The organism is Mesorhizobium sp. M7A.F.Ca.CA.001.10.2.1 (genome assembly GCF_003998575.1).
Classification (GTDB): Bacteria; Pseudomonadota; Alphaproteobacteria; order Rhizobiales; family Rhizobiaceae; genus Mesorhizobium.
In genome coordinates this window covers 1-18,712 of sequence record NZ_RZQY01000041.1, presented here as the reverse complement: position 1 = coordinate 18,712, position 18,712 = coordinate 1, and the positions used below count along the sequence as shown (strand labels likewise).

The window sequence follows — 18,712 nt, the reverse complement described above, 5'->3', positions numbered from 1 at the left end:
CTGTCGATCACCGGCGCCACTGCCACCGGCCTGGCCGTCGCCAATGTCGCCAGCACCGCATCGGCGACCTTCGGGGCGGTGACCGTGTCGGGTGCCACGGGCAATGGCATCGACATCACCAACAATGCCGGCGCCGTCACCTTCGGCACCACCAGCGTGACGATGGGTTCGACCGTCGGTCCAGCCGGCATCAACTTCGCCCTGACCAATGCCGATGTCACATTTGGAACAACCAATGTGACGATGGGCTCCGGCGCCAACCAGACCGGCATCGACTTCAGCGGTTCATCGACCACGGCCGATTTCGGCGTGACAACGATCACCGGCACCGGCGACCTCACCTCGCGCGGCATCGACCTGTCATCGACGACGGGCAACAAGACCATCACCTTTCTGCAGGGCTCCAGCATTTCCAATGCTGGTGTCGGCGTCGAACTGTCGTCGGGCGGCACGACGGCGACGTCGGCCAACGCCAACTTCACCTTCGGCGACGGCGACGCGACTGTGCTGCAATCCTCGATCACAGCGGCCAGTGGCGGCTACACGGTCAACACGATCGGGCTCGATCCGACGCTCGGCAATTATGATTTCGATGATGTCGCCTTCACCGGCAGCGCCAATCTGGCCAGCGCGGTCGGCGGGGTCGTCATGATTTCCCAGGACGGTGGCGTGATCGCTGCCGGCACCAACGGGCTCAGCGCCGCGGTGACCACGGTCACGGCCGCTCAGGCCGATGCCATGACCGGCACACTGACCTTCGCCTTTGTCGGCACGGTCGATCTGAGCGCCACGCCGTTCACGCTCGATTCGGGCCAGTCGATCACCGGCTTCGGCAACGGCAGTTCGATCATCACCTCCGGCACCATCCAGCCGATCAATGTCCAGGGCAATCTCGGCGCCACCGGCGGCAACGTCACCGGCAATGAGGGCGTGGTCAAGAGCACGGGCGGCGATACGTTGCAGCTGCTCGGCAGCAACCAGGTGCGCGACACCGCGTTCGACTTCACCGGCGGCAGCGGTTCGGTCTTCACCATCGACCAGAATGCCGGCGGCTTCAGCAATGTCGGCGGCATCGTTATCCAGGGCGTCACGGTCAGCAATGTCGCCACCGGCCAGACGGCGTTCAAGGTCGCCGGCCTCGACACCAATTTGTCGATCACGGACAACAACGTCAACGTCGCCGGCACGCTGCTCGACGTCGATGGCGGCGCCGGCAACATCACGGTCACGCGCGGCACCTTGCCCAACAGCGGACCGGCGGGCACGCTGACCGGCGGCGGCATCTCGATCGCCAACCGCACCGGCGGCACGATCAACTTCACCGACAAGGTCACAGTCAACGGCAATGGTGCCTCGCTTACCAACAACGCTGGCTCTACGGTCACCTTCGCCGATCTGGACATCACCACATCGGGCGCGACGGCGTTCAGCGCCAGCGGCGGCGGCACGGTCAATGTCACGACCGGCACGATCAACGCCACCAACGCGCAGGCGGTGGCGCTCGACGGCATCACGGCCGGTATCAACTTCGCCTCGACAAGTGCGACTTTCGCTTCCGGCAGCGGCATCGACCTGCAGAACCTGGCCGGCACCGCAAGCTTCGGCACCGGTACGCTGACCAACACCGGTTCGGGCACGTCGTTCAATGTCGGCTCGGGGACCGCAGCCAGCGGCGGCAACGCGACGACTTCCTATGGCGGCACGATTGCCAGCAACGGAACGGGCGCTGCGGCGTCGATCCAGAGCATGACCGGTGGCTCGGTGACGCTGTCGGGTAATCTGACCGATACCAATGCGGCCGCCGGCGGCAACATCGTCGTTGCCGGTAACGACGCAGCCGCGATCACGTTCTCGGGCGCGACCAAGCAGATCAATTCGGGCGCGACGGACGGCGTGAGCTTGGGCATCATTGGCAATTACGGCTCAGGCGCCCCGGCACTCAATACCAACAGCACGATCGACTTCACCCATGGCGGCCTTGATATATCGACAATGGCCGGGGCGGGCTTCGTCGCAATTGGCGATTTAGGCCCGGCTGGCGCAACCTCCACCATTATTACCGTCACCGGCGCGGGCAACAAGATCAATGCCGGCAGCGACGGGCTTGCTGTGTATGGTGCCAATGTCGGCAGCGCCGGCATTACCTTCGACAGCATCTCGGCGGACTCCACGATCCCCCTTCCCGGCGACCCCGGCGGTGCCGGAGTGACGCTGTTGGGCGCCAATCTCGTCGGGGATGTCAACATCGGCGGCCTGAGGGATACTGGATACACCGGCGCCTGGCTGTACGCCCTGAGTGGCACCGGAGAGGTCAATTTCACCGGGACGATCGATCTCGACGTCCAATATGCCGGGTTCAATATCGGCGGTCCCGAGGTTGGTACCGTCAACATCGCCAATGTCGCCGGATCCACCCTGACCATCGATGGCGGCCAGTTCGGCATCATACAGAGCTCGCAGGGCGGGACCGTCAACGTCGGCATCAACGGCAGCGCCAGCATCACGAACACCACCCTCTCGGCTATCAGCCTCGGCGGCGGCAATGACCTGGCCTTCACCACGCTGACCTACAAAGGTTCGATCACGGTCGGTGTGGGCGCGGTGTTAAGCGCCACGGGCGATGCGACCCGTCTGAACATGAGCGGTTCCGTCGTTTCCACCACGTCATCGACGGCCTTCGACTTCTTTGGCCATGCCGAAGGCATATACGATATTTCGAGCACCATCGATCACAGCGGTGGCGAGGGTGTCGCCATCGGCGGCTCGGCCAACGGCACGGTCACCTTCTCCGGCACGTCGAAGATATTCAACACCGGCGCCAACGATGCCATCGTCAAGGCACCGTCGTACGTGATGGACCCGCAGACCAAGGGCACTCTCGCCTTCACCAATGGCGGCCTTGTCATCACCACCAGCAGCGGCGCCGGCTTCACCGCCAGCACCTTCGGTTCGGGAACAGTCAGCGTCACCGGCGCCGGCAACACCATCACGACCACGAACGGCGGCACGGCGCTGAAGCTTGGCGACGCGACGGCGGTCGTCGCCGGGGCGAAAGGCGCGACGGTCGGCGCCGGTGGTATCAAGTTCGATACGATTTCGGTCAATGGCGCGGCGACCGGCATATCGCTCAACAATGTCAGCGGCGGCGTAATCGATCTCGGCACGGTCAACCTGCTAGGCATCACCGGTGCCAATGCGCGCGGTGTCGACATTTCCGGCACGCTCGGCTCGACGTTGAATTTCGCCAGCCTGAACATCGGGCTTGGCGCGGCGAACACCATCGGTCTCGACCTCAACGGCGCGTCGCTCGGCGCGAGCAACATCACCGCTGGCGATTTCGACGTCGACGGCGGCGGTTTTGCCGGCACGATCGGCATCGACATGGCCGACACGACCGGCACCGGCACGATCCAGCTCGGCGACACGGTCAACAACAATCCGGCGGGACAGACCTCCAAGATCGAAAATGTAGGCTATGGGGTCCAGTTCTCCAGCGCCACCAACGCCCAGCTCGTGTTCGGCGACGGCGCCGGCCCGGCCGAATCGTCGATCAAGACCACAGGCGGCCAGGTCATCCACGCCACCGACACTTTGCCGACCAACGGCGACTACAATTTCAACGACGTCAATTTCGATGGCGACATTTCGAACCTGTCCTCCTACAAGGTCTACTATGTCACGGCCGATGCCACCGCCCTTGGCGACGGCAGTCTGCTCAATCCAGGCACCTACGCCAACGCCCAGACGTCTTCGGCCAATGTCATTGTGCTGATCGACAAGACCGTCGACGGCGGCCAGGCGACGATCGACCTCGGCGCGACGTCGTTCCAACTCGATGACGGACAGGTGCTGCTCGCCTTCAAGAGCAACGACGCGGCGATCGATGTCTCCCAGCTCGGGGTCGACACCAGCGCCGGCGCGTCGCCGGCGTTCCACTTCACCACGGTGCAGAATTCGCCGATCATCGCGGCGCCGGCGGGCATCGACACGCTGCGGCCGGTCCTGCAGAGCAATAACGCCACGCAGGTCATCAATCTGGCGACATCAGGCAGCGGCATCTTCACGGGCGGTATCCAGAACCTGATCGTCAGCAATCTCGGTTCCGGTGCGGGCGTTGCCGTCAACGCGAGCGGCGCCTCCAGTTTCTTCGTCAGGAACAACACCATCGCCGCCGGCGGCAACGCGCTCGATTTCTCCACCACGGGAGCTCCGGCCAATACGCTTCTGCTTTCGATCGACGGCAACACGCTCAGCTCGACCGCGTCCGGCCTGGCTGCGTCGTTCACCGGCCAGAACATCGATGCCGACCTGAATTCAATCGCGATCAGATCGTTTGCCGGCAATACGGCGACCGGGGGCGCCGGCAGTGGCGGCATCGCCTTCAACAATGTCCGCTTCGATTCCGACGGCGCCGGCGGCACCGTCAGCGCCGGCACGCTCGGCATCGGTAACCCAGGCGCTCGCGTCCAGGGCAATGGCCTCAGTTTCACCAACACCAGCGGTACCCTTAATCTGGGCACGCTCAGCCTTGCCAACAATGGCGGCACCGGTGTCATCGCCAACACCAAAACCACCACCTTCACGCTGAACAACACCGGTGGCGTGGTCACCACCACCAACGGCGCGGCGTTCGATCTCGATCCGCTGACCGTCAACATGACGTTTGCCACCGTAAACGCCAGTGGCGGCGCGAGCGGCATCATCTTCGACGGCGTCGCTGGTACCTTCACCGTTACTGGCGCGACCGCCATCGGCAACACGACAGGCTTTGGCATCGATGCCGTCAACACCAACACCGGCACCTTCAACTTCAACACGGTGACGGTGAACAATGCCACCGTCCCCAACACAGGCGGCGGTATCCGAGTCCAGACCGGCACGCTCAACGTCACCGGCCTCGCCAACATCGACACGACCAGCGGCGTTGGTCTCTCGCAGGCCGGCGGCACAACCAGCTTCACCAACGGCTTGACCATCGACACCACCGCCGGCACCGGCATTCTCGCCACCGGCGGCACGATGGGCATCACCGCTACGGCTGCCGCCCAGACGGTGAACGCAACCGGCGGCACAGCGATCAATCTCTCCGGTGTCGCCGCCACCATCGCGCTCGATTCGACCTCGTCGGCCGGTGGCATCAACAATGTCAGCCTGACCGATGTCACGGGTATTGTTGGACTTGGAACTGGTGCGCTGAGCGGCGCAACGGGCGCGTCGTTCAATGTCGTCGGCGGCACGGCTGCCGTGAGCTATTCGGGCACGGTCAACAATTCGGGCGCATTCAGTCCGGCGCTGAATGTCCAGAGCCGGCTTGCCGGCGCCGGCCTCGTCGCCCTGAACGGCAATCTGACGGCCAGCGGGCTGGGCGTATCGCTGAACAACAATGCAGGCGGCACGGTGACGGTGTCCGGCGCCTCGAACAGCTTTACCGGCGGGGGCACCGGCATATCGATCACCGCCAACACCGGCGGCACCTACAACATCAGCGGCGCCAGCTACGCCATCGGCATGAGCAGCGGCGGGCTTTGCGTCGATATTTCCGGCAACAGCGCCCCGGTGACGGTCAATTTCAACGGCGGCGGGCTGGCGATCGTGACCTCGGCAGGCGCCGGCTTCAATGCCACGGGTTCCGGCACGATCAGCGTGACCGGCGTGGGCAACTCCATCGCCACGGGCACCGGTGTGGCGATGAACCTGAGCGGCGTCACCGTCGCGGCCACCGGCATGAATTTTTCCTCGACCAGCAACGGCGCCGGCGGCAACAGCGCCGTCGTCCTCACCAACGTGATCGGGTTGGGGACGATCAATCTCGGCGCCGGCACGCTGGTCGGCGGCAGCGCGGCAACCATCGCTGTCAGCGGCGGCACCGCCAACCTCAACTATACCGGCAATGTCAGCCAGTCGAACAATGCCACCCTGGTCAGCGTCACGGGCGGGCACAGCGGCTCGCTCAACTTCGCTACCGGTACGCTGTCGGCGACGAACGGTACCGGCCTGCAGTTCGACAATGCGGACGGCATCTACAGTTTCGTCGGCACGACGACGCTGAATGGCGGCAATGCCAGCGTCGACATCCTCAACGGCTCGGGCGGCACGTTCAATTTCGGCACCGGCACCTCGATCATCAGCCCCAGCGGCACGGCGTTCAACGTCAATGGCGGCACCGCCACCGTCACCTATGCCGGCACGATCACGCAAGCCACCGCCGGCCAGCGCATGATCGTCGTCGCCGACACCGCCGGCGGTTCGGTGAATTTCACCACTGCCGTGGCGAACGGGCTCAACGACACCGGCGGCACCGGCATTGTGATCGACGGCGCGGCGGGCAGCGTCACCGTCAGCAATGCCAGCCTGACGGGCACGGCCGGCATCACCATTCTCGGCGATTCGACCAACAATGCGACCGGCACCTACACTTTCAACAATGTCGCCATCCAGACCGACGCGGGGGCTGCGAACAATGCCTTCGTCGTCGATGGCGACCAGGGCACGCCAGGCAATGACGACGTCAGCGCGGTCGTCAACCTGAACAATGTCGACATCACCAACCCTGGCGGCAATGTCGCCAACATCCGCGGCATGGCCGGCGGCTCGGTCAATTTCGACAGCGCCAGCACGATCACTCGCAACGACGGCGGGCTGGGCATTGCCGTGCTCAGCAACGCCGGCGGCACGATCAACTTCGGCGGCGCGGTCAAGACGCTCTCGACCGGCGTCAACGCCGCCGTCATCATGACCAGCAACCCCGGCGCCGCCATCAACTTCACCAATGGCGGGCTGGTTATCAACACAACGAGCGGCGACGGCTTCAACGCGACCGGCGGCGGCACGGTGACGGTGCAGGGCACCGGCAACACGATCACCTCCGGCACAGGCACGGCGCTCAACGTCGTCAACACGAATATCGGCGCCAGCGGGCTGAATTTCCAGAGCATTTCGGCGAATGGCGGCATCAACGGCATCGTGCTCAACAATACGGGCTCGGGTGGATTGACCGTTACAGGTGTCGGCACCACCGCCGGCTCGGGCGGCACAATTCAGAACACAACCGGGCGCGGCGCCAGTTTCATCAGCGCGAGCAACATCACGCTGAAGAACATGAATTTCACCAATGCCGGCACCGACGATCTCGATGCCGACAATTCGGGGCTTTCGACTGGTGACAACCTCACGACCAACGCGGCCATCCACCTTCAAAACGTCTCTACGGCGACGCTGGACCGGATCGCCATTTCGGGCGGCGCCGAGCAAGGCATCAACGGCAATACCGTTTCGAACTTCACGCTCAGCAACAGCAGCATATCGAATGCGGGCAATGGAGCGGACGAAGATGGCATCCATTTCTACAACATGTCCGGCACCAGCGCGGTCACCAACACCACGATCACAGGCAGCGGCGACGACAACTTCCAGCTGCAGACCCAGTCCGGCACGCTCGCGCTGACGATTTCAGGCGGCAGCTCGACTGGCGCCGTGCTTGGCAGCGGGTATCTGTTCGGCATCCGTGGAACGTCGAACGCCACGATCAACTTCTCGGGTGCCAATTCGAGCAACAACTTCAGCGGTGGCATCGTCGCCGATGCATTCGACAACTCCACAATGAACCTGAACGTCATCAACAGCACTTCGAGCAGCAACAACGATCAGCTGTCCGTCAGCGCCGGGGACAACAGCGATGTGAGCCTCGTCGCCACCGGCAACACGCTGAGCAGCACGGCGGCGGGCGACTTCGTCGTGGTGAGCCTGCTCGGGTCGGCGTTCGACAACGGCTTTACTTTTGACGCTCGAATTGAAAGCAATACCATCACGGTCGCAAACGGGCTGACAGCGGATGGCATATCCGTATTCAATGCCGGCGGCGGCGCCATGCGGGTCGGAATCAAAAACAACTCCATCGACTATGCCGGTACGCAACGTGCTATCCTTGTCCAGGCCGGACAGGACGGCGCCGGCAGCATCCTGGCCCAGATAACCGGCAACGCGATTGACATCAAACTGGATGGGACCGGAGATGCGGCTGCTGGCATTCTCGTCCAGTCAGCCGTCACGGACCCGGAGGGAAATGGTGCATCCGTCGATCTGAGCATAGGCGGCGCCGGCGCGCTCGCGAACATCTTTACGCATTCGCTTGGCGGCACCATGGCGGCTGGTGACATCCGGGTACGTCAGCGCAACAACGGGACGATCAACCTTAGCGGCTATGCTGGGGGCGCCATGGATACTGCTGCCGTGATCGCTTATCTGAACGGCCGCAATACAGTTGTTTCTGCATCTACCGCGACGGCGCAAACGAGCGGATTTACCGGGCTTGCCACGCCGCCGTTCCCATGATGGCTACGTTGATGAGGTAGAAAGGCCACCATTTGGTGCGACGATCTACAACCTTGGGTACACACTGCCTTCCTGCGCCTCTTGTTATTTAAATACTGTCTATTATTTTATAATAGTACTTGGTTTGTTAGAAACCCAAGTAGACTTCTATGTCGTTCCGTGTATTCTTCTGATATCTAATGAGGGCGCGAGACATGGCCGAGCCATTTCTATCGGAAATCAGGATTATGTCCTTTGTCTTCCCGCCCAAGGGTTGGGCGCTCTGTAACGGGCAGCTTTTGCCGATCAACCAGAACCAGGCGCTATTTTCACTGCTCGGAACCACTTTCGGCGGTGACGGCCAAGTCAATTTCGCGCTGCCCGATTATAGGGGACGTATCCCGATCCACGTTGGGAGCGGTCACACACTAGGCGAGCGCGGTGGCGAGCAAAGCCATACGCTGTCGATTTCCGAAATACCGACACACGTTCACTTTGCGCAGGCAAGCACAAACACCGGTAGCAGCCAGGATGGTGCGGGGAACGTTTTGGGGGTGGTTCCGGGGCGGCTGTATAGCGATTTCGCGAACGTGACGACGCTGAGCCCGAGCACAATTACCAGTGTCGGCGGCAGTCAGGCACATCTCAACATGCAGCCGTTCCTGACGCTGAGCTTCTGCATTGCCCTGCAGGGCATTTTCCCTTCGCCGAATTAAGGAGGCGCGATCATGGCACAGCCTTATGTTGGTGAGATACGCATGTTTGCCGGCAATTTCGCGCCGGCCGGCTGGATGTTCTGCGAGGGACAGCTTCTGCCGATCTCGGAGAACGAGACACTGTTCCAGCTGATTGGCACGACCTATGGCGGCGATGGCCAGAGCACCTTCGCGCTGCCCGACCTGCGAGGCCGTGTTCCGCTCCATCAGGGCAGCGGCTTCATCCTTGCGGAGACGGGAGGCATAGAGGAAGTCAATCTGACAATTTCCCAGATTCCGTCACACAGCCATCCGATGGTCGCGTCCCTGAGCATTGGTCAAGATACCAGTCCCAGCGGGAAGGTCGTTGCACAGATTGGCGGTGGCGCCTTGCCCTACATCCAGGACACGACCGATACCGACATGGCCCAGCAGGCTGTAACAGCCGTTGGCGGCAGCCAGCCGCACAACAATTTCCAGCCGTATCTTTGCATCAGCTTTATCATTTCACTTTTCGGCATCTTTCCGTCGCCGACCTGAGAGGGACATCATGGCTGACCCGTTCGTCGCCGAAATCCGAATCTTCCCCTTTTATTTCGCGCCCAGGGGCTGGGCGTGGTGCGACGGGCAGTTGCTGCCGCTGTCGCAGAACACGGCATTGTTCTCGTTGCTGGGCACGACCTATGGCGGCAATGGCAAAAGCAATTTTGCCTTGCCCGACCTTCAGGGCCGCTTGCCGATGCACCCGGGGCAAGGACCAGGGCTTTCGCTGCACGATCTCGGCGAGACCGACGGTACGGAAACGGTAAGCCTGCTCGAATCGGAGATTCCTAACCACACCCACGCAATGCGCGACCATGACATCGACCTGGGCGAACTCAATGCGCCGTCCTCGACGCGAAGCCTGGCCAAATCCACCAACGCAACAATCTATACCCCGGCGGCCAACCTGACGCAGATGAGCCCTCAAGCGCTCCCCCCTGCCGGCGGCGACCAGCCGCACAACAACATGCAGCCCTATCTCACCTGCTATTTCTGCATCGCGCTGCAGGGCGTCTTCCCGCCAAGAAGCTGAATTCCGAACCGAAAGGGCAGGACCGTACGATGGCCAAGAACGCAGAACCGAAGTCGAAGGTCCCCGCAGCGAAGACGCCGGCGCCGAAAGCGGCTTCCAGGGCCCGCCCGGCGCCGTCCAGCCCTCCACCCATTTTCCAGCACAAGCCGGCCGGCACGTCGTTTTTCGAACTGTCGCGGCTGATGGTGGTGGGGATCGATTCCGCCAAGGGGCAGTTGATCCAGAAGGCGCAGCTTTCGCCGAACGGGCCATGGCCCTCGGCCTGGTCGTTCATCGCGCCCGGCGCCTGGGTGATCATGACGGCGGGCCTCACCAAGGACGGCCGTGTCGCCGTGGTCGCGCAGCCATCGGGAACCACCAATCTGTCCTTCATCACCGAAGACGCCAACCAGATCGGCCCGGTCGAGAAATGGACCGCGCCGATGAGCATCGGCACGCCGCCCGGCGCCACCTCCTATCAGAAGCTTTCGATGGCGCGCGATGCCGATGGCCGCATCGAGGTCTTCGTCACCGACAATCAGGGCCGCATCTGGTGGATCTACCAGAATCCGGACCAGATCGTGCAGGTGCAGAAAACCATCACGCCGCCCGGCACGACGACACCGATCGTCGTCACCGTCGACGTGCTGACGCCGCCGGCCAAACCGTGGAGCGACTGGATCCAGATCCCCGGCGGCCTGGTGACGGTTTCGGCGATACGCCAGGGTGACGGCCGCATCGCGCTGTTCGGCATCAATTCGAACCTGCATCTCTATCGCTGCCAGCAGGCGAAGGCGCAGGCCTTGAAGGCCGCCGACTGGACGGGTTGGGTGCAGATCGACACGACCCAGACAGGTGGCTTCATCGAGATGGCGCCGGTCATCGGCCCGCTGGGCGCCACCAATTTGTTCGCCCTGACCCAGAACGGCCAGGTGCTGCACACGCGCCAGATGCCCGCCGGATCGGATACGTGGACGCAGTGGGCGACACCCGGCTACTCCAGGGCGCCCAACCAGGCGCTTGCCGCCGGCATCCAGGGCGACGGCGATATCGTGCTGGTCGCGGCCGACCAGCAGCACTTCCTCCAATTCAACGCGCAATGGGATGCCTATACCCAGAACTGGTCGGGATGGCGCGATTTCGGCGCATCCCTTCGCTCGACGCGCCTGACGCTCAACTACAATGCCGACGGCCGGCTCGCTTTGTTCAGCCTGGCGCTCATGCCGGACGGCACCAACGGGCTGTGGACGATCAACCAGATGGGCGTCGACAGTTCCGAATGGGAGTATAACTGGACGTCGCTGACCGACAATAATCTCAAGCAGATCGTCGTCGTGCGCGACCTGACGCCGCCGGTCTGACGGTTGATTTCCGGCAGCGTGGCGGAAGGCAAGCAGGCCCGTCCGGTCTGGCCCCGGTCTGACACGGCCGGGCTCCGCTTTCGTGCGGCAGTGGAGGCGGACTTGCCGTTCCTGTCGCGGCTCTATGCCTCGACCCGCTTCGAAGAACTCGCGGTGACGTCGTGGAGCGAGGCGCAGAAGGCCGAATTCCTCGGCATGCAGTTCCAGGCCCAGCACGCGCATTACCGAAAACACTATCCCGAGGCCGATTGGCTGGTGGTGGAACGCGATAGCGACGACATCGGCCGCCTCTATATCGAGCGCTGGCCAACCCAGCACCGCATCATCGACATCGCCTTCCTGCCGCATCATCGCCGCAAGGGTTACGGCACCGCGCTGCTCTGCGACCTCATCGACGAGGCATGGTTAGCCGGCAAATCAGCGTCGATCCATGTCGAGAAGCACAATCCGGCGAGACGGCTTTATGTCGCGCTCGGCTTCGCGGTCGTCGAGGACAAGGGCGTTTATGACCTGATGGCGTGTGCGCCGCCGGGGGGCGACGATCTATGATCGTCGGAACCGATTTGTTGGCAGATGCGATCATTGTCTATGGTCATCGTTTGCGCTGCCCCTCACCTGCCTGCCGGCATCCTCTCCCCGTATAGTGACGGGGAGAGGGACGCTTTCATCGCGGATTTCGCCAATCTCCAGCGTTGCAAGAAAGGCGCCGGCGTCGCAGCCAGCCACTCTCGCCCCGTTTACGGGGAGAGATGTCCGGCAGGACAGTGAGGGGCGGCGCCGGCGGCAAGGATTGTCGCATCAGGCCCTGTCACGATGCGATAGGCCTGCGTGCAGCCCAAAACAGGGTCCTAATTGAACACCGCCTCGTACAGCCGCCCCGTCGCATCGGCGGCGACCGGCACGATGAAGATCTCGTGGCTGCCGCTTTCCCCCGTGAAAAGATAGGTCGCCTGCGGCAGTGCGATGTCGCGCGGGCCTTTGAACAGCAGCGAGAAGCCGCCGCCCGGGCGCGGGCTGGCGGCGATGGGCTTGACCGCGCTGAGTTCGAGCGGGATCTGCCGGCCGCCGGCTTCGATGGTGAAGGTTTGTCCCTGCTCGAAATCCGACACCGACGCCATTCCGTTTCCCTCAATCTGTCCGCCGGAGCGGTTCAGCGTTCGGATCGCTGATCCGATCCGGCTTTTGTTTCTTCGCAATCGCCAGGGGAAAACCGCTCCACACTTTTCCTGGATTTGCTCCAGCGGAGGCACTGTCGCCGCTTCGCCGCAAGCTGTCCAGAGGCGGGCAGGCTGGCGGTCGTGTTCCCAAGGCAATCGGCCGCCGCAATCCCAAAATACAGCACCGCCTGTCCTTTTATGCGCGCAAGAGACGCTGTAGTACTTTGTTCCTGCGCGGGATTCCTTTCGACCCAAGATCAGCGCAAACAAGCATAGATCCCGGCTTCGGGACCATTGGCAGCCTGATGGGCGTGCGGGAGACGGATGATGGCTGATGCAAAGACGGAAGTGACGGGCGACGCGATGCCGCTGTTCTATTCGAGGCCCGAGGCGCTCAACCCGGCGCGGCACGGCTCGCTGGGCCTGACCGCGCGCAGCGATTTCGGCTTCGCCCGCTCGGCGCACGCCATTCCGGTGGTGGCGTCGGAAATGCCGGCGGCGATGCGCTCCTACCCAATCGTCTTCATCGGCCCGGGCAAGGCGCCGGTGATCATCACCGGCGTGCGTCAGAACGAGAACCTGTTCGTCGGTGCCGAAGGCAAATGGACCGCGCCGCACTACATCCCCGCCTATGTCCGCCGCTATCCCTTCATCCTTGCCGAAGACCCGACATCGGCCGGCCGGCTGACGCTGTGCGTCGAACGGGCCAGCGACCGCATCGTCGACCAGTTGCTGGCGCCGTCCCGCGATGACAAGATCCTGCCGTTCTTCACCGGCAACGAGCCAACCGAAGCGACCAAACAGGCGCTCGCCTTCTGCAATCAGTTCCAGATCGACTTCCGAGCCACCCGCGAGATGGTCGAAAAGATCGATGCGCACGGCCTGTTTTCGCCACGCCAGAGCAAGGTGACGCTGGAAGGCGGCGAGGTGCTCAACCTCACCGATTTCCAGGTGATCGACGAGCCGGCCTTCAACAAATTGAGCGACGAGGCGTTTCTCGACCTGCGCAAATCAGGCGCGCTCGGCCTGCTCTATTGCCATCTCGCCTCGACCAACAGCTGGACCTCGCTGGTGCATCAGGCGTCGCTGCGGAAGGCGGGGCGGCCAGCGAGCTGATTTCACCCTGGCACGCACCAGATTGATCGTGACAACAGCGCAAGTGATTAACTTGAGGACACAGTGATAGTTCCGTCTTCAGGGCCGCTTACGATGGTCTCCTCGAAGTAATTATTTGTGATCCGAACATAGTATTCTCCAGTCAGAGCGCCGGATTCCGCTTTAAGCTTAAAGTTAATTGTTGTTGTGTCTTCGATGTTAGTGTCGTTGTCGTTGATCAATAAACATGAGGCTATGTCTGAAGTGTCAGCATAAATAAAGTCGATTACCAAGTACTCTGTGTCGTTAAACCAGCCACGGTCCGGGGAGACCGTCACGCTCACAGTAATCGGCTCTCCGGCTCTTACAGCATTCCCTTCAGGTGTATCGACGCGCACTATATCTACTCTTGCCATGATCCATCTCCCTTTGGCATTCTCAAATGACAATCGGGAACGCTAGTCGAGATCGCCGCGCCCGTTGCGGTTCATTGCGCCACCGGACCGCCCCATCGCACCGCCAGACCTGCCCATGGCGCCGCCCGATCGCCCCATGGCACCACCAGATCTCCCCATTGCTCCACCCGACCGACCAAACGAATGCGGGTCCAGCTCTGCACCCAACAGAACATCTTCGAGCGTTCCCGTGTCGAGCTCCAGCCGCATTGTCAGGTCACTCTTGTCGTACACCCAGACCTGCATTCCGCGGGCAAATGAGCCTATCTGCGATGAAAGTCCGGTATAGGCAGGGTCGCTTGGACCGCGGCTCATGACCTTCAGATCGGTGTCCGCCGGAGCTGGATAATCAACCGCGGTGCCAGGCCCATGAACAAGAAGTATGGTCGGTCTGGCCAGCTCGTAGAACTGCGCCTCGAAGGTGAATGCATAGATCCTTGCCAGCAGGCTGCCGGAGGCGTCGATCTGGTTCTGCAGGAATCTGTTATTGCCAGGTCTTGGAGGCCGTCCCCCATCGATCCTCTTCTTCAGCTTCAAATCTTCAAGAACTCTACCGAACAAGTGTATGGCCGAGGTATTTAAAATGGTTTCAGTTATCATGGATCACCCCATCCTCTGCAATGTCGATCAAAGCTCGGCGCCACTTCTGGACATCCAATATTTCTCGAAATAGCTCATATCCGGGAGACGCACCTGATCCCGTGGACGAGCGGTTCGACCCTCATGAACATGGCTCTTTCGGTCTGGCTTCGTCAGGCGAGGCCCGGCACGGTAGCGAAAAATCCCTCTTCGGTCGAAATCCCGGAAGATGATGCTTGATAGTTCTCCTCCGGTCACACGGTCGTCGACCGCGAGCATCGTTCTCGCCATGTCACGATAGTCCAGGAAATCCGGGGCGAGAGCCCACAGCGTCTCGGCGAGATAGGTACCCACGATATCGCGCGCGTCGAGCAGCGCTTCGACGAAACCGTCTGGATTGCGCGTGAAATCGCGGTCAAAGACTTTCTGGAGCGGCGCCTCGGCGGTTGGGTAGATCTCGGCGAGGTCGGCAAGATCTTCGGCCTCCGGCGAAATCAGTCCTCGATCCACCAAGCTCTCGTGAAAGACATCGACCAGAATGTCGAAGACGGCACCCGTTAGAGGTTGCGACAAGGCATGCTCGTCGGTCCAGCCGTCCGCGAAATCGGCCATCGTCAGCTTGTTGTTGGCCTCGCGTATCTGGCGGTGCGGTGAAAATTCCGAAAAGCGAGAGAGTTGATTGGCGATGTAGAGGTTCCCGCGCGTCACCGTCAGAACGTTTTCGATCACGGATGGAAAATGCATGGCCGCGATCAACGAAACGCAGTCGGAAAAGGCCTCCTGAAAGCCCAGATATTCGGGGAACTCAGCTCCCGGCTTGGGTATGCCGAGGACGCTGTAGACGAACGCATGGCCAACCTCATGCGCGATAATATCGAAGTCGAGGCTGAAGGGGAGCGCGCGTCCGTCTTTCGTGAATTGGCTGCCGAGCTCGAGGAAGCCATAGCCGTATTGAGCGTTGTCCCAATCCGGCAGGATCGAGATTTCCAGACGGTCGTGGTGATCGTGGAAATGCCAGACGAGCGGTTGGCCGATGTAACGCTCCCAAACGTCGAGCGTGAAGCGCACGCATCCGAACGCGTGCGCTGCTTCGAAGCCGGGCGTCGAGGGCTGATAGTGATCGAAGTTGCCTTCCTCGTCGGGAATGGCCGGATCGAGGATAGCTCGCGTCCAGGGCGGCAGGGAGATGAAGGGCGTGCCCAACGGACCGTGGTTGACGCCATAGGGCCGCATCTTGTCGGCCGGCTCGACGACATACATACGATCGTCGGATGGGCCAGGTCCGACACTGCCTCGCGGGGAAGAAACCGTAATGATCTCGGGACTTGACGTAGGGTCTTCGAACGGAGGCTGAACGAACAACCTGAACCGGGTACCCATTCCCCACCTCTCGGTTATATTAGTTACGTAACATAATATCCGCGGGATGGCGAGGGCGTTGGTTTTTCGGGTAAATCTTCCTGAAGGCCGATTCTTGATTATCGGCGACAATTTGACTCAAGAACAATGCGTATCGCTACTGCAGCAGCTGGAGCAACTTCTGGTAGCGAGGATGACTGCGAACAGAGGCGAAATCGGAATCGTTCTTGAACCAGAGTCTCATCTCGGCGCCAGCCTGCGGCAGCCACGCTTCCAAAAGGTCGATCGAACGTTCGAACTCCCCCAGCAACGCATAGGTACAAGCTGCGTTGTATTGGACGTTGATATCGTTAGGGTCGATCGCCAGAGACCGGTCAAGCCACTTGGCCGCCCTATCGCGTTCACCAAGGAAGGCCAGCACGATAGCCCCTAGGCAGGCACAATTGGCGTTCTCGGGATGCAAACGGAGTTCCTCTTCAGCTCTCTCCAATGCGATTCGTGCATAAAGCTCCGCATCGTTCTGTTGGCCGAGAGTCCGAAAGACGTTCACCAGCATGACCGGTGCGCCGTAGTCGGACGGTTTGATTTCCATCGCGCGCATGAAGTACGTGGCGGCGAACTCGAACTGGCCGCCGGTTACGCAAAACTCGGCATAGTAACGATTGGCCTCGTGGCAATTGGCGTCGAGCGTAAGAGCCTGTTCGAACGCCGCCGCGGCCTCGGAACGGCGATCGGCGAGGGACAGGGCAAAGCCCCTGGCTGAATGCGCTTCGGCCAAATTCGCGTCCAGGGCCAGGGCCTTGTCCGCGGTCGCGAGAATGTCGTCCACATGGATCGGTGAGCCGTAGTTCGACTGAAGGCGTACGTCGCAGACCGCCAGACCTGCATAGGCACGGGCATATCCCGGATCGAGCTCAATGGCCCTGATATAGCTTTGTCTGGCCATCAGGTGGTTGGCTCTGGTCGCGATGTGGCTGTAATCGCGCCCTCGAAGGTAATGCGTATAGGCTTCCACATTGTCCGTCGGCGCCTGCTCGATAGCTTTCCTCTCCTCAGGCAGGAGCTTGACCCTGAGCTGCGCCACGACCGCTTTGGCGATTTCGTCCTGCACGGCGAAGATGTCGGTGAGGTCGCGGTCGTAGCGGGCAGCCCAAACGTGTCCGTCCGTGGCGCCCTCGATCAACTCGGCATTGATCCTGACCCGGTTTCCCGCCTTGCGGACGCTGCCCTCGACAATGTAGCCGACGCCAAGCTCCCTGGCGATGCGTTCCATCTTGTCGGTCCTGCCCTTGAACGCGAAGACTGTATTGCGGCTGAGCACGAACAGGCCGGAGACGTTCGAGAGGTCGGTTATGATGTCTTCAGTGATGCCATCGCTGAAATACTGCTGGTCGGGATCAGCGCTAAGATTGGCGAATGGCAGGATCGCCACCGACGGCTTGTCGGACCGCACCAGCGTCTGGACGGTTCTGGCCGCAACATGCGTCTCGACATAAGACACGCCCTGGTCCCAGTTGGCGAAGTAGACATGCACCTGCTGGGCAATGTTCTTGACGGTCCTGGTGCCCTGATCGGCGAAGTCGACGCCCAGCTTGTTGCCGACCGCATGGCGCACCGCTTCCGAGCAGGCAATGCCGCCGGGCATCGCGAGGCCCTGCAGCCGCACCGCAAGATTGACACCGTCGCCCTGGAAATCATCGCCGTCGACGATGATGTCGCCAAGGTTGATGCCCATGCGAAACTTGAAATGCCGGTCCTCGGGAATGCCGGCATTCCGCTCGGGCATGCCGCGCTGGATCTCGACCGCGCAGCGCGCCGCATTGATTACGCTGCCGAACTCGACCAGAAAGCCGTCACCCATCACCTTGAAGATGCGCCCGCCGTGCTTGGTGACGGTCGGATCGAAGAACTCCCGTCGATGCTGCCGAAGGAGATTGAGCGTGTGCTCTTCGTCGACCTCCATAAGACGGCTATAGCCGACCACATCCGCGGCCAGGATCGCCGCCAGCCGACGCTCAACATGCTCCTCGGACATGTCGTCTCCTGAAATCGCAGACAATTGTTCCGCCTGAGTTAGTTCTAGCTGATTTACCTGCTCGGCGCCAACGCCGCTGGAGGTCGCTCGCGCCCGATTCGCGGTCTCGGCCGTCAGGGTCGCGAAATGGAAGCGAAAGCCGTTGGCCGATTATCCATGGCATATCGATCGCCCGCGACGCAAATTCCGGAGCCGCCTCGCTCTACCCGCGGACAACCTGTTGAGGCTCAACACCCAGGTCGGATGGGCAGCCCTACGTTCCCGGCTTCGGCTGGAAACGTCGTCCCCCCGCTCCCCGGCGCCAGATAGCAAAAAGGCCCGGTTACCCGGGCCCTTTATGCTTTTCAAATCTAAAGAAGATTTGGAGCGGGTGAAGCGATTCGAACGCTCGACCCCAACCTTGGCAAGGTTGTGCTCTACCCCTGAGCTACACCCGCTCGCACGGCGCTTGGCCGCAAGCCGGGCCTATATGGCTGAAGAGCGCGGCGATTGCAACAGGGAAATCGCAGGCTTTTTGCGACACGATGCGCGGGGCCGGCAAGCCGCCGGCGGGCGCGTGAGTGGCGGGCGGCGGGGCGCCAGCGCGAAGGGCGGTGCCGCTCACCATGATGT

General features: G+C 61.8%; 13 protein-coding genes and 1 tRNA gene. 7 read left to right on the top strand and 7 right to left on the bottom strand.

Annotated features, from left to right (window positions below):
- Window positions 1-84 precede the first annotated feature (84 nt).
- The 6 genes from EN964_RS37540 to EN964_RS04885 all read left to right on the top strand — a co-directional run bounded on the left by EN964_RS37540 (window position 85) and on the right by EN964_RS04885 (window position 11,969).
- Window positions 85-8,331 (top strand): S-layer family protein, encoded by an 8,247-nt coding sequence (locus tag EN964_RS37540; RefSeq protein ID WP_206528693.1) that lies wholly within the window; start codon window positions 85-87, stop codon window positions 8,329-8,331.
- A 194-nt stretch (window positions 8,332-8,525) separates the two neighbouring features.
- Window positions 8,526-9,026, top strand: coding sequence for a phage tail protein (locus EN964_RS04905; protein WP_127267580.1), 501 nt, complete (start codon window positions 8,526-8,528; stop codon window positions 9,024-9,026).
- A 12-nt stretch (window positions 9,027-9,038) separates the two neighbouring features.
- Entirely contained in the window at window positions 9,039-9,545 is a 507-nt protein-coding gene (locus EN964_RS04900) for a phage tail protein (RefSeq protein ID WP_127267581.1), read from the top strand.
- A 10-nt stretch (window positions 9,546-9,555) separates the two neighbouring features.
- Complete coding sequence (locus tag EN964_RS04895; protein ID WP_127267582.1) at window positions 9,556-10,080, top strand: phage tail protein; 525 nt, start codon at window positions 9,556-9,558, stop codon at window positions 10,078-10,080.
- A 29-nt stretch (window positions 10,081-10,109) separates the two neighbouring features.
- Window positions 10,110-11,420, top strand: coding sequence for a hypothetical protein (locus EN964_RS04890; RefSeq protein ID WP_127267583.1), 1,311 nt, complete (start codon window positions 10,110-10,112; stop codon window positions 11,418-11,420).
- Between the two features lie 18 nt (window positions 11,421-11,438).
- Window positions 11,439-11,969, top strand: a complete 531-nt coding sequence (locus EN964_RS04885; protein ID WP_256754981.1) for a GNAT family N-acetyltransferase — start codon at window positions 11,439-11,441, stop codon at window positions 11,967-11,969.
- Between the two features lie 299 nt (window positions 11,970-12,268).
- Here EN964_RS04885 and EN964_RS04875 read toward each other — a convergent pair whose 3' ends face one another.
- On the bottom strand, window positions 12,269-12,538 hold the full coding sequence (locus EN964_RS04875; protein ID WP_127271859.1) for a hypothetical protein: 270 nt from the start codon (window positions 12,536-12,538) through the stop codon (window positions 12,269-12,271).
- A gap of 366 nt (window positions 12,539-12,904) precedes the next feature.
- Between EN964_RS04875 and EN964_RS04870 the strand changes: the two genes are divergently transcribed.
- Window positions 12,905-13,693 carry a SapC family protein gene (locus tag EN964_RS04870; RefSeq protein ID WP_127267585.1) on the top strand — a complete coding sequence of 263 codons (789 nt, stop codon included), beginning with the start codon at window positions 12,905-12,907 and terminating at the stop codon, window positions 13,691-13,693.
- A 47-nt stretch (window positions 13,694-13,740) separates the two neighbouring features.
- Here EN964_RS04870 and EN964_RS04865 read toward each other — a convergent pair whose 3' ends face one another.
- The 6 genes from EN964_RS04865 to EN964_RS38095 form a co-directional block, all read right to left on the bottom strand.
- A complete protein-coding gene (locus EN964_RS04865) occupies window positions 13,741-14,088 on the bottom strand; it encodes a hypothetical protein (protein WP_127267586.1) in 348 nt (115 codons plus the stop codon).
- 42 nt (window positions 14,089-14,130) lie between these two features.
- Window positions 14,131-14,727: a hypothetical protein gene (locus tag EN964_RS04860; RefSeq protein ID WP_127267587.1), complete on the bottom strand. Its 597-nt coding sequence runs from the start codon at window positions 14,725-14,727 to the stop codon at window positions 14,131-14,133.
- 27 nt (window positions 14,728-14,754) lie between these two features.
- Window positions 14,755-16,086, bottom strand: a complete 1,332-nt coding sequence (locus tag EN964_RS04855; RefSeq protein ID WP_127267588.1) for a hypothetical protein — start codon at window positions 16,084-16,086, stop codon at window positions 14,755-14,757.
- Between the two features lie 136 nt (window positions 16,087-16,222).
- Window positions 16,223-18,100, bottom strand: coding sequence for an adenylate/guanylate cyclase domain-containing protein (locus EN964_RS04850; protein ID WP_127267589.1), 1,878 nt, complete (start codon window positions 18,098-18,100; stop codon window positions 16,223-16,225).
- Between the two features lie 362 nt (window positions 18,101-18,462).
- Window positions 18,463-18,537, bottom strand: a tRNA-Gly gene (locus EN964_RS04845).
- Window positions 18,528-18,712, bottom strand: a 185-nt coding sequence (locus tag EN964_RS38095) for a hypothetical protein (RefSeq protein WP_206528692.1), incomplete at its 5' end; no start/stop codon positions are given. The genes EN964_RS38095 and EN964_RS04845, both read right to left, overlap by 10 nt.